We start from the raw sequence: 11,916 nt of genomic DNA, 5'->3' as shown, positions 1-11,916 counted from the left end.
ACTCTAAGAGGGATTACTCCGTCCGCGACCGACCGGCGGGGAACGTCGCCTCCAGCTCCCACGCGTCGAACGAGCGCAACGCGACGTCTCCGCCGCGTGCCGAGAGCGAGACGCCGTCCGCGTCCGCCCGCGTCGGGTAGACCCGGCTCGTGAGACACCGCCGCTCGTTCGCGAACAGTTCGAGGATCGAGCCGTCGACGAAGGCGTGCAGCGAGAGCGTCCCGTCCGAACCGACGAGGTCGGCGACCGGCAGCCGCTGTTCGTGCGCCGCGCCCGCCGGATCGTGGCTGGACCGCGAGCGGTCCACGACGACCGCGTCGCCGTCGTAGCGGACGGCGGTTCGCTCCGACAGCGCGGGCGACTCGAACAATCCGAGTTCGAACGTCGCGCCCGGTTCGAGGTCGATCTCCGCGACCACCTCGTAGGCGTTGCCGGACAGGTCGAGCGTCCGCCGCTCGTCGGCGGCGAGGTGTAGCGAGGCGGCGAGGTCGACGCGCCGGTCGCGGAGGGCGGCGAGTTCGGCGGCCGGCCGCTGTCTGAGTTCGCCGCCCGCGACGTCGAGCTCGCGCGGGAGCGACATGGCCCCGGACCAGCCGGCGCGCCACTGCGCGTCGACGCCGCGAGCCTCCTTCACCCACCCCCACGTGAGGGAGCGGCCGTCGGGCGCGCGGAGCGACTGGGGCGCGTAGAAGTCGCCGTAGTCGAGGACGCCCGCGCGCTCGACCGAAAAGCCCGGGGATCGGAGATCGGCCCCGCCGACGAAGTAGCGCGTCTCCTCGTAGTTCGAGACGTGGAGCACCTGCGCGTCGCCGAAGTCGAGCAGTTCGGGGCACTCCCAGACCGTCTCGGGTCGGTCGTCCTCGTCGACGAGCAGCGGGCCGACGTACTCCCACTCGCGGAGGGTCTCGCCGCGATAGAGGAGCACCACGCCCCCGCCGTCCTGCAACCCGGCCCCGATGAGCTGGTACCACGCGTCCCCTTCGCGCCAGACGCAGTGGTCGCGAAACTCCGCCGACCAGTCGTCGGTTTCGAGGACCGCGACGTCGTCCGGCGCGGCCTCGATGATCGGATTGTCCCCGTCCTTCACCCACGCGTCGAGGCCGTCGTCGCTCGCGGTGGCGAGACAGGGAAGTTGCACGCGGCCGCGTCCGCCCGTGTACAGGAGCGTGGGCGTGCCGTCCCCGTCGACGACGGCGCAGCCGGACCAGCAGCCGTCCCTGTCGGGGCCGTCCGGCGACGGGGCGAGCGCGACCGGACGGTCCGTCCAGTGGAGGAGGTCCTCGCTCGTCGCGTGTCCCCAGTGGATGCTGCCGTGGAACGGTCCCGCCGGGTTGTACTGGTAGAAGAGGTGATAGCGGCCGTCGTGGTGGATGAGTCCGTTCGGATCGTTCAGCCAGTTCGCGGGCGCGGCGAGGTGGTACGCCGGGCGGTGGTGGTCGTCGGCCAGCGCCTCCCGGAGCGCGGTCGCGCCGGTGCCGTCCGTGTACCGGTCGGTGAACGCCGGCCGACGGTCGCCGCCCGCCGTCGCGAGGAGGTTCCGGACGAGCCGGTCGCGGGCCGCGGTTTCGTCGCCCTCGGCGCTGAAGACGACGTTCGCCCCGACGCCGAAGACCGCCCCCTCGCCCGTCCGCCACGAGACGAGGGTCTTCCGCCCGGCGAGGAGGTCGTCGCCGGAGAGCGCGCAGGCCAGCACCTGCCCCCGCTCGGGGACGAGCGCCTCGTAGCGAGCGTAGGGTCGGTCCTGCGCCGCGGGGTCGGTGTGGGCGCGGTCGCCGAACGACTCGAACGCCGGGTGCGCGGCGTGGAGTGCCTTCGGGGCGAATCCGGTCGGGTTCGGGTGGTCCTCCACGCCGACCGCGTCGGGGGCGACGGGGTCGACGCCGAGGGCTTCGACGGCCGAGAGCGCCCGCAGCGAGAGGAGGAGTCCGCCGCCGTCTTCGAGGTACGCCGAGAGCGCCCCCGCGCAGTTCGCCGCCTCCGCCGACACGTCGTCCAGCGGCTCGTCGCGGTGCCACCACGCCGCGTCGTAGGCGGCGAGGTCGACCGTCCCGTCGGCCACGTCCGAGAGCGCGACGCGGTCGGCCGTGGCGACCGCGTCGGCGCACCACTCGTGTGCCGCTCGCTGTTCTACGGAGCGGTCGGTCGCGTACAGGCACGCGATCCGGAGAGGAAGCGAAAGCGAGTCCATCGGATGAAACACGGGCGGGATTCCGATTAAGCGTTGTCAGTTGGCTCCGGCCGGCCACCGCGGTGTGAGTTCCGCGCGGTCGGCCATCGAACGACGCCCCTCGATCGACGATCGAACGGCGATCGATACGTGATCGACGGCCGAACCACGGTCGATAAGTGCCGTCCCTCCGTACCCGGCGCCATGAAGTACCGAACGCTCGGTGACTCCGGCGTCGAAGTGAGCGAGGTCGGCTTCGGGGCGTGGGTCGTCGGCACGGACTGGTGGGGCGACCGGACGGAGGAGCAGGCCGTCGAGATGGTCCAGCACGCGCTCGACCGCGGGATCACGTTCTTCGACACCGGCGACGTGTACGGCCACGGCGACAGCGAGACGCTACTGGGGAAGGCGCTCGCGGAGCACCGCGACGAGGTGACGCTCGCGACGAAGGTCGGCTACGACTTCTACAACAACCCGCAGGCCGGCCACGGCGAGATCCCGAAGCGGCTCGAACCCGAGTGGATCCGCACCTGCGTCGAGCGCTCCCTCGACCGGCTCGGAACCGACCACGTCGAATTCCTGCAGCTCCACAACGCCAACGTCGACGAGGTGACGCCGGAGGTGATGGAGACGCTCGACGCGCTCCGCGAGGAGGGCGTCGTCGACGCGCTCGGCTGGGCGATGGGGCCGTCGATCGGCTGGCTCGCCGAGCACGAGCGCGCCGTCGACCTCGGCTTCGACGCGGTCCAGACCGTGTTCAACGTCTTCGAGCAGGTCCCCGGGCGGCGCGTCCTCGATTACATCGAGGCGTCGGACGCGGACACGAGCGTCGTCGCGCGCGTCCCGCACTCGTCGGGGCTGCTGAACGAGCAGGTCCGCCCCGACACGGAACTCGGCGAGGGCGACCACCGCGGCTTCCGGCCGGACGTGTGGTACGAGACCGGCTGGGAGAAGCTCGAAACCCTGCGGTTCCTCGAACGCGACGGCGAGCGGACGATGGGGCAGGCGGCGATCCAGTGGCTGCTCAGCCACGACGCGGTCTCCGCGGTCACGCCAACCTTCCGCACGATCGCGGACATCGACGAGTGGGCCGCCGCGCCGGACACGCCGTCGCTCTCCGCCGAAGAGGCGGCGCGCGTCGAGGAGCTGTACGCCGAGAACTTCGGGATCACCCGCGACGACGGGATGGACTCGCTGCGCTCGTCGGTCGGCGGCGACGACATCCGCGCGGCCGGCGTGGACAAGCGGGCCGCCGGCGACTGACCTCGAACCGCGGCGGAACGGCTCGTGTTTCGACCCCCTTCGTTCGTATTGTGACCCCTTCGTTTCGCGTTGAGTTCCGAGAGAGTCGTGGACACCGTCACGTCCGGGCGGCGGACGGCGACGTCGCGCCGGTCGCGGAACCGACGCGGCGGCGAGACGGCGGCGCGACCATCGGCGACGGCGCGGCGGTGTGAAACCTTTCCCCGCGCGGGAACAACAGAGAGGTATGAAAGACGACCGAATCGACGTCACCGTCCGCGTGGACGTGGACGGCGAGACGCTGGAGACCGCGGCGACGAACGCTGACGAGCGCCGGAAGACGCCGGACGCCGGAACCGCCGGCTCGACGGCCGACGGTGCGGCGGTCGGGGCGACCGCCACGGCCGAAAGCGCCTCCCCCGTCGAAGCCGAGGAGACGCCCGAATCGCGGGCCACGTTCGAGTTGTACCGCGACCGCGCCGACGAGTGGCGCTGGCGACTGCGCCACGACAACGGCAACGTCATCGCTGACGGCGGCGAGGGCTACGCGACGAAGGGGGGCGCGAAAAAGGGAATCCGGAGCGTCAAGGCGAACGCGGCCGGCGCGCCCGTAGAAGAGGTGAAATAGGGACGGCGTCGAGCGATCCGGTCCCGACCGCAATCGATCGCCGCTCCCGATCGACCGTCGGCCTCGCCCGCATTAGATCGAGAACGTCAGGCCAAGAAGACGTGCCCGCGCCACCATTTTCAGCGGCGGGTTTCCTCGCTCGCCGAAAATCGGCTCGCTGCGGGAACCGCTCCTCGAAAAAGCTGGGCCAAAAAGGGCGCTCGGCCGTCGGCTTCGCCCGCATTAGATCGAGAACGTCAGGCCAAGAAGACGTGCCGCGGCCTGTCGGCCAGCACGTCCCGGCCCCACTGCACCGTATCGCGGAACGCCTCGCTTCGGAAGAACCCCATCGCGTCCTCCTTCGAGCGCCACTGGCTGGCGATGAACATGTCGTTTTCGTCCTCCCGGTTGACCATCAGGTCCGTGTCGTGGTGGCCCTCGATGTCGTCGAGGAGGTCGCCGACGACGCCGAACTTCTCGACGAAGTCCTCGCGGCGCTCCGGTTTGACGGTGTAGAACATCCCCATCGTGCCGAAGCCGGACTCCTCGCCGGCCCGGCTGACGATCCCCGGAAGCTCCGAGAGGAAGCCCGCCGCCGTCTCCGCGGCGCTCCCCGTCTCCCAGACGCTCACGACCGCCGACCGGCCGCGCCCGTCGGCCTCGTAGACGGCGGTCTTGACGTGCGTGCCGTAGTGGTCGAAGTTCGCCCGGAGGCCGGCCACCTCGTCGAACAGCTCCTCGGGGTCGGCCTCGGAGTACAGCACCGTCGCGTACACGTCCTCGCCGTGCGGCTTGCCGGCGTAGACGTTCAGCTCCTCCAGTTCGCCCCGGATGTCGCCCGCGTCGTCGCCGGCGGTCTCGTCGCCGCGGTGTCCCGCGCCGCCGTGGTGGCCACCCTCGCCGTGGCGTCCGTCCTCGTGTCCGCGCGACTCGCCCGCGTCGTGGGGGTGGCCGCCTTCCGCGTGTGAGTGATCGCCCTCGGCGTGCGGGTGGGCGCGCTCGCCGCCGTGCGCGCTCGTGGGCACCGGCTCGCCGGCGAGGAACGCCCCGAGATCCGACGGCGGGAAGCGACGGCCGACGGAGAACGCCCCGAACTCGCCGTACTTCGAGGAGACCTCGTCGAACCGCATCTCGTAGACGATGTCCTTGATGTCGGTCGGATCGGCCGCGAAGAGCGTGACGCCCCACTCGTAGTCGTCGAAGCCGACGCTGGAGGCGATGACCTGCTTGATCTTCCCGGCGAACTTCCGGCCGGTGTCGCCGTGGGCCGACATCAGGTCGGCGCGCTCGTCGAACGGGAGGTCGTACCAGTTGTGTTCCTCCCCCCGGCGTTTGCTCATCGGGTAGAAGCTGACGTACTCGTCGTCCGGGATGTCCGGCTTCATCTTCCCCTCGATGTACCGGCGCAGCCCCTCGTCGACCTCGTCCGCGTCGTCCTCGAAGTAGTCGTCCGAGACGTAGCCGCTCACCTCGGTGACGGAGACGTACGACGAGACGCGGTCCGTGAACCCGGCGAACGCGGTGCGCTCGAACCGACGCTCGGCGGCGGAGAGGTCGTCCAGCGCCGGTCGGAAGTGGATGAGCAGGAGGTCGGCCTTGTGCCCGAGCATCCCGAACGCGGCCGACGCGCCCTCCGCCGCGTCCTCGACGGCCTCGTGCGATTCGAGGTACTCGACGCCCTCGGCGACGGCCCGCTCGCGCTCCCTGTCGGGGGCGGCTCGCCACGCGTCCCAGTCGACCGTGCGGAAGTCGTGCAGCGCGTACCAGCCTTCGGCGGTCTGTGGCGGCTCTGGCATACGTCCGCCTTGGAAGGGTGCGACCAAGGACCTTTTGAGTCCGCGCCGTCGGCGGGCGCGCGCCCCGGGTCGCCCCGCGTTCCGAGTTACGCCGCGTTCGGTCGCCGTCCGGGCCGCCGAAAGAGCCGTAGCCGTTTTGCGTGGGCCACGCGTTTGACGCCCCACGACCCTCTCCGATGTCATCCGACGAGCCAACGGGCGCGACGCTGTCGTACCGACGTATCCTCGAACAGGAGATGGAGAACGCGCTGAAGGAGATCAATCGCCCCGCGAAGGGCGTGTTCCTCTCCGGCATCTCCGCCGGACTCAACGTGAGCTTCGGCGCGCTGTTCATGGGCATGGCGCTTTCGTACGCCGGCGGGTTCTCCTCGTCGCTCGTCGAGCAAGGGGTCCTCGCGGCGCTGTCCTCCGTCGGCTTCGTCTTCGTCATCCTCGGCCAGACGGAGCTTTTCACCGCCCACACGACGATGGCCGTCATCCCGGTGCTCGACGGCCGCGCGACGCTCCGCGAACTCCTCGGGCTCTGGGGCGTCGTCTACGTCTCCAATCTCGTCGGCTGCGCGCTGTTCGCCGGGCTCATCGCCGGCCTCGGTCCGGCGCTCGGCGTCGTCCAGCCGTCCGCGTTCGGGACCATCGCGCAGGCCGTCGTCCCGTACCCCTGGTGGGTGATCCTCCTGAGCGGCGTCGTCGCCGGGTGGCTGATGGGCCTCGCGACGTGGCTCGTCGCGGCCAGCCTCGACGCCATCTCCCGCGTCGTCCTCGTGCTCCTCACCACCGCGGCGATCGGATTCGGACCGTTCCACCACGCCCTGCTGGGATCGACGGAGATGCTCGCCGCGATGTTCCTCGGTCAGGGGGTGACGCCCGCGCAGTTCGCGACGGTCCTCGCGTGGACGACCATCGGCAACGTCGTCGGCGGCGGGGTCTTCGTCGCGCTGCTCAACTACGGACACGTCGCCCTCGCCGGCGAGAAGGTCGACGTCGACTTCGACCCCGAAACCGAGATGAACGACTGAACGACCGGGGGCGGCCGCGTCCGGTGTCCACAACCGAAACCCTTTCACGACGTCGGTCTGAACGGGGGCTAATGCGGAAGAGCGGTCCGCCGAAAGGCCTCGTCTCCTATCTCGTTCTCGAACTGCTCGACGAAAAGCCGCGGTACGGCTACGAGATTCTGAAGGAGATTCGGGGGGTGAGCGGCGGCCACTGGGAGCCGTCGTACGGCTCCGTCTACCCAATCCTGTACAAGTTCGAAGAGGAAGGGTGGACAGAGCGCGTCGAACGCGAGGACGAACCCGACCGGAAGTACTTCGCGCTCACGGCGGCGGGCCGCGACGCGCTCGACGACAAGCGCGGCGAGTGCGGCTCCAAGGCGCGCGACTTCGCAGAGGTCATCCTCGGCTTCTACCACGTGTACGTGGCGTTCGCCACGGACGATCGGTTCGAGATCGAGCGCGCAGGCGACGGCTGGTGCTTCGACGAGGCGTTCAGCGCGTGGATCGTCGAACAGATGATCCGCCACCACGAGCGCGACTTCGGACCCTTCGAACGGGTCGAGGGAACGCCGGAAGCGTTCTACGAGGGGCGCGGAATCGCGACGGAGTGACCGCGGAGCTCACGACAGCAACTGCGGCCCGAAGACGATGAGGATGAGCGCCGCCAGCATCGTCAGGCCGATCGAGGTGGTGATCGTCCGCACGAGCGCGTAGGGTTCGCTGACCGGCAGTCGGGAGACGACCGCCTCGGTGCCGGTTCGGAGGATCCTGCCGCCGTCGAGGGGGTAGCCGGGGATGCAGTTGAACAGCCCGAGCTGGAGGTTGATCCACGCCGTCCAAAAGAGGACGTTCGCGAGGAGGAACACCCCGCCGCCGAGGAACGAGACCGGGCCGCCCTGGGCGACGTAGAAGTTCGTCACCTCGCCGGTGAAGCCGGGGAAGTTGTACGGCAGCCCGAACACGCTCGCGAGCGGCAGGACGAGGGCGAGGTACACCAGTCCGAGGAACGAGTCCACCGCGCCCGCGAGCGGGGTGTCGCCGCCGCCCGCGCCGGGGTCGCCGCCGAGCAGCGCGAGGTACGTCCCGGCTGGGTACTCCTGGATCCCGAAGTCGGTGACGCTGAGCCCGCCCGTCCCGGGCAGGAGGGTGACGCCGAGGAAGCCGCTGCCATCCTGCGGGTTCTCGCCGAGTTCGACGTCGTACGTCTCGCGTCCGTCGGCCGTCACCGCCTCGACCTCGACCGTCTCCCCCGGCCCCGTCCCGTCGAGGACGCGACCGAGCTCGTCGGCGTCGGTCACCCGCTCGCCGTCGATCCGGGTGATCGTCAGCGTTCCGTTCGTCGGCGCGCCGGCCTCGGCCAGCGGCCCCTCGGGCTGGACGTTCGCGACCGTCGCGCCGACCGGGATCGTGATTTCGCCCTCGGAGGTGGACAGACGCGCGAAGGTGTCGTTTCCGACCGCCGACCGGAACTCGGACATGGTCGTCACCTGCGTTCCGTTGACGGCGGTGATCCGGACCGGCTCGTCGGGCGAAACCGACAGGTCTGCGGCGTTGCCGGGCACCGAGTCGACGATCTCCACGGAGCGTCGCACGTCGACGGTCCGTTCGCCGCCGTTCACCGTCACCGACACCGTCCGGTCGGGCGCGTCCCGGAGCGCGGCGTCGAACTCGCCCTCGTTCGACACCGATCGGCCGTCGACGGCGGTGATCCGGTCGCCGTCCTCGACGCCCGCAGTCGCCGCGGGCGCGCCGTCGTACGCGCCGCCGACCGCGACCCCCGGCGCGACCGCGATCGACCCCACCACGGGGCCGAAAAGCAGCGCGAAGGCGACGACGGTCACGGCGAAATTGTTCGTCACGCCGGCGGCGAACATCCGCGTTCGCCCGCCGCGGTCGGCCTCGCGCTGGCTCTCCTCGTCGGGTTCGACGAAGGCTCCGATCGGGAGCAGCGCGAGGAGCACCACCCCCATCGACTCGATCTCGATGTCCTCGACGCGGCAGAGCAGCCCGTGGCCCCCCTCGTGGACGACGAGGCCGATCAGGAGTCCGAGGACGATCTCCGGCGCGACGGACAGCGGGAGGAAGTCGTTGACGCCGGGGATGACGAGGAAGTTCTGCGGCTGGTTGACGGACGTCTGCTGGGGGTTCTGAAGGGTCGTGAGCGCCGCCTGAATGAGGAGGAAGAACGAGCCGACCATCACCACGACCGTGATGCCGACGCCGACGTTGGACCACGCCCGCCAGAACCGCCTCGGCCGCGCGAGCCAGTCGAGGAAGTCGCGACCGCGCTTCGTGTGGATCGTCGTGAGCGGCCCTTGCACCCGGACCGAGCTCGGGAGCAGGCCGCGAGATTGCAGCGAGAGCGCGACGACTGAGTACGCGAGCACGCCGGCGAGCACCCAGAACAGCGTGTTCATTGAAAAATCGGAGGCGGGGGAGCGGCAAATGCGTTCGGGTTGGCCAGTCCCGGCGGACGGAGACGTCGTCGGAATTACGTTCCGACGAGCCTTCGGCTCACTCCGTTCGACGAACACACCGCCACTTCGTTTCACTCGTGACGAGCCTTCGGCTCACTCCGTTCGGCGGAGACGCCCAACCACGAACGCCGGGTCGAGTTCGCCGAGGAACTCCCCGAGCCGCGGCCCCTGCGTCGCGTCGAAGAACAGCCGGTAGCCGGCCTCGAAGAGGTCGCCGACCTCGACGTCGTGCCGGCGCGCGGCCTCGTAGATCTCCCCCTGTATCTCCTCGCCCGCGTGCCCATCCTCGACGAAATCCGCGAGGTCGGACAGCGCCGCCTCGGTCGGCGCGTCGAACTCGACCTCGGGGAGGGTCGCTTGCAGGCGGTAGTTGTACTGGTTGTCCAGCCGCTCGGCCCACGTCCTCGCGCGTTCGACCCGTTCCAGCGCCTCGTCGACCGCCCACTCGGGCGTGTCGTCCGCGATGTGACCCTGATTGCGGGCCATCCGTTCGCGGAGGTCGCGGTCGTCCGTCATCCCGAGGACCGCCGCGAAGGTGTACGGCAGGCGGACGCGCTCCGATCGGACCTCGTCGACGAGCATCGGGTAGGCGCGCTCCGCGAGGCCCTTCAGCTTCGGGTCGTCCTCCTCGTCGAAGTAGACGCGCTCGAAGCGGTCGAACTCGTCCACGAGCAGGTCGAGGCGGGCGACGTCGAAGTCCTTCGCGCGCTTCGGGTTCCGGGCGAAGAAGTACCGAAGCACCTCGGGTTCGAGCAGGTCGAGCACCTCGGCGACGGTGACGATGTTGCCCGCGGACGAGGAAAGCGGCTCGCCGTTGAGCGTGAACCACTCGTACACCATCGGCACCGGCGGCTCGATCCCGAGCACGTTTCGCGCGATGTCCTCGCCGCTCGGCCACGATCCCTCGGCGTGGTCCTTGCCGAACGGCTCGAAGTCGACCCCGAGCACCTGCCACTGGGCGGGCCACTCGAAGCGCCACGGGAGCTTACCCTCCCGGAGCGTCGCGGTTCCCTCGTGACCGCAGCCCTCGATCGTCCGGTCGCCGGCCTCCATGTCGGTGCAGACGTAGTCGACGGTGCCCGCGTCGAGGTCGACGTCGGTCACGGTCTCCGTGACCTTCCCGCAGTTCTCGCAGATCGGGTTGAACGGGACGTACTCGTCGTCGACCTTGCGCTGGTACTTCGAGAGGACCTCGCGCGCGACGTCCGCGCGTTCGAGCAGGGTGCGCGTCGCCTCCTCGAACGTGCCCGACTCGTACAGTTCGGTGTTCGACACCATCTCGACCGGGACGCCGAGGCGGTCGGCGTCGGCCTTCAGGAGCGACGCGAAGTGGGCGGCGTACGACTCGGCCTCGCCGAACGGATCGGGGATGTCGGTGTACGGCTTCCCGAGGTTGCGGCCGAGCGCGCCCGCGTCCACGTCGCCGAGGCCGACGATGGTCCCGTCCTCGTCGGCCAGCTTCCGTGGCAGCTTCCGGAGGGGGTCCCTGTCGTCGCTCGTGAACACCTGCCGAACCTCGTGACCGCGCTCGCGGAGCACCTCCGCGACGAAGTACCCGCGCATGATCTCGTTGAAGTTGCCGAGGTGGGCGACCCCGGACGGCGAGACGCCGCCCTTGATCACGATCGGCTCGTCGGGGTCGCGCGCTTCCACCTCGTCCGCGACCTCGTCCGCCCAGAAGGCGCGGTGTCGCCGCTCGCTCCGCTCGCTCCGTTCGCCCCCCTCGTCCCCCTCGCCGCCCGTCCCGTTTTCCCCCGCTCCGTCGCCGACGTCGCTCATCGCTGCGCCCAGTAGCTCGGTTCGCCCCCGCTCTCGGGGACGATGTCGGTCCCGCCGTGTTCGCCGCGGAGGACGGCGGCCTCCACGCGGGCCGGGTCGGTCCCGTCGAGGACGATCGTTCGCATGCCCGATCGCTCGATCAACTTCGCCGCGAGGAGGTCGACGGGGGCCGACGAGCCCGCGTCGCGGCTCATCGGGACGATGACCTCCACGAGTTCGGTCGGCGTGAGTTCGGGGAACTTCTCCGCGCCGTCGTCCGATCGCGGGTCCGCGCTGTAGACGCCGTCGACGCTCGTCGCGTACACGAGCAGGTCGGCGTTGACGTACTCGGCGAGCGCCGCGGCCACGGCGTCGGTCGTCTGCCCGGGCATGACGCCACCCATGACCGTGATGTCGCCGCGGCGGATCGCGTCGCCCGCCTCGTCGTAATCGTACGCCGGCGTCGGGTCGGCGCGCTCTCCGAGCGCCGCGATGAGCAGTCTCGCGTTGATGCGCGTCACGTCGATGCCGATCTGGTCGAGCTGGACCTCGTTCGCCCCGAGATCGCGCGCCGCCGTGATGTACTCGCGCGCGACGCCGCCGCCGCCGACGACGGCGGCGATCTCACAGCCTTCCCGCGCGAGCGATTCGACGACGGCGGCGTGCCCCTCGACGCGACCGGGATCGAGTTCCGGCGCGAGCACGCTTCCCCCGATAGAAACCACGACTCTCATTGCGCACGGATTGCTGTGAGTCGGCCTTAAGGGTTGTCAACTCGAAGACGGTCGACTCGCCGACGTGTTTCGGGCCGACCGCGGTCAGCCGGACGGTCGTCCGCTCGGCAAACGTAACCGAATGGAATTGTACATTAAAC

At 70.1% G+C, this 11,916-nt stretch carries 9 protein-coding genes and 1 pseudogene; 5 read left to right on the top strand and 5 right to left on the bottom strand.

The window, feature by feature from the left end; translation table 11 throughout:
• Positions 1 to 13 precede the first annotated feature (13 nt).
• Positions 14 to 2,188: a GH32 C-terminal domain-containing protein gene (locus tag C3L37_RS01245; protein WP_129112804.1), complete on the bottom strand. Its 2,175-nt coding sequence runs from the start codon at positions 2,186 to 2,188 to the stop codon at positions 14 to 16.
• Between the two features lie 183 nt (positions 2,189 to 2,371).
• Here C3L37_RS01245 and C3L37_RS01240 point away from each other — a divergent pair, with 183 nt between their 5' ends.
• The 3 genes and pseudogenes from C3L37_RS01240 to C3L37_RS25960 form a co-directional block, all read left to right on the top strand.
• A complete protein-coding gene (locus C3L37_RS01240) occupies positions 2,372 to 3,430 on the top strand; it encodes an aldo/keto reductase (protein WP_129112803.1) in 1,059 nt (352 codons plus the stop codon).
• A 50-nt stretch (positions 3,431 to 3,480) separates the two neighbouring features.
• Complete coding sequence (locus C3L37_RS24065; protein ID WP_164974629.1) at positions 3,481 to 3,624, top strand: hypothetical protein; 144 nt, start codon at positions 3,481 to 3,483, stop codon at positions 3,622 to 3,624.
• A 230-nt stretch (positions 3,625 to 3,854) separates the two neighbouring features.
• Positions 3,855 to 4,037 (top strand): annotated as a pseudogene (locus tag C3L37_RS25960) (HVO_2922 family protein); the annotation flags it as partial.
• A 236-nt stretch (positions 4,038 to 4,273) separates the two neighbouring features.
• Here the strand turns inward: C3L37_RS25960 and C3L37_RS01230 are convergent.
• Positions 4,274 to 5,812, bottom strand: a complete 1,539-nt coding sequence (locus C3L37_RS01230) for a heme-binding protein (RefSeq protein WP_129112801.1) — start codon at positions 5,810 to 5,812, stop codon at positions 4,274 to 4,276.
• A gap of 176 nt (positions 5,813 to 5,988) precedes the next feature.
• Between C3L37_RS01230 and C3L37_RS01225 the strand changes: the two genes are divergently transcribed.
• Both C3L37_RS01225 and C3L37_RS01220 read left to right on the top strand, forming a co-directional pair.
• On the top strand, positions 5,989 to 6,828 hold the full coding sequence (locus C3L37_RS01225) for a formate/nitrite transporter family protein (protein WP_129112800.1): 840 nt from the start codon (positions 5,989 to 5,991) through the stop codon (positions 6,826 to 6,828).
• Between the two features lie 71 nt (positions 6,829 to 6,899).
• Complete coding sequence (locus tag C3L37_RS01220) at positions 6,900 to 7,418, top strand: PadR family transcriptional regulator (protein WP_129112799.1); 519 nt, start codon at positions 6,900 to 6,902, stop codon at positions 7,416 to 7,418.
• Between the two features lie 9 nt (positions 7,419 to 7,427).
• Here C3L37_RS01220 and C3L37_RS01215 read toward each other — a convergent pair whose 3' ends face one another.
• The 3 genes from C3L37_RS01215 to pyrH form a co-directional block, all read right to left on the bottom strand.
• Complete coding sequence (locus C3L37_RS01215) at positions 7,428 to 9,224, bottom strand: site-2 protease family protein (protein ID WP_129112798.1); 1,797 nt, start codon at positions 9,222 to 9,224, stop codon at positions 7,428 to 7,430.
• Positions 9,225 to 9,377: 153 nt separating this feature from the next.
• Positions 9,378 to 11,063: a lysine--tRNA ligase gene (lysS, locus tag C3L37_RS01210; protein ID WP_129112797.1), complete on the bottom strand. Its 1,686-nt coding sequence runs from the start codon at positions 11,061 to 11,063 to the stop codon at positions 9,378 to 9,380.
• The gene (pyrH, locus tag C3L37_RS01205) at positions 11,060 to 11,776 is read right to left on the bottom strand and encodes a UMP kinase (protein WP_129112796.1); all 717 of its coding nucleotides are present in this window, start codon (positions 11,774 to 11,776) and stop codon (positions 11,060 to 11,062) included. The genes lysS and pyrH overlap by 4 nt, the downstream gene beginning before the upstream one ends.
• Positions 11,777 to 11,916: the final 140 nt, after the last annotated feature.

Source organism: Halegenticoccus tardaugens, from assembly GCF_004116405.1.
Classification (GTDB): Archaea; Halobacteriota; Halobacteria; order Halobacteriales; family Haloferacaceae; genus Halegenticoccus; species Halegenticoccus tardaugens.
Note: the sequence above shows the minus strand (reverse complement) of the source record. Positions and strands in the feature narration are given on the sequence as shown.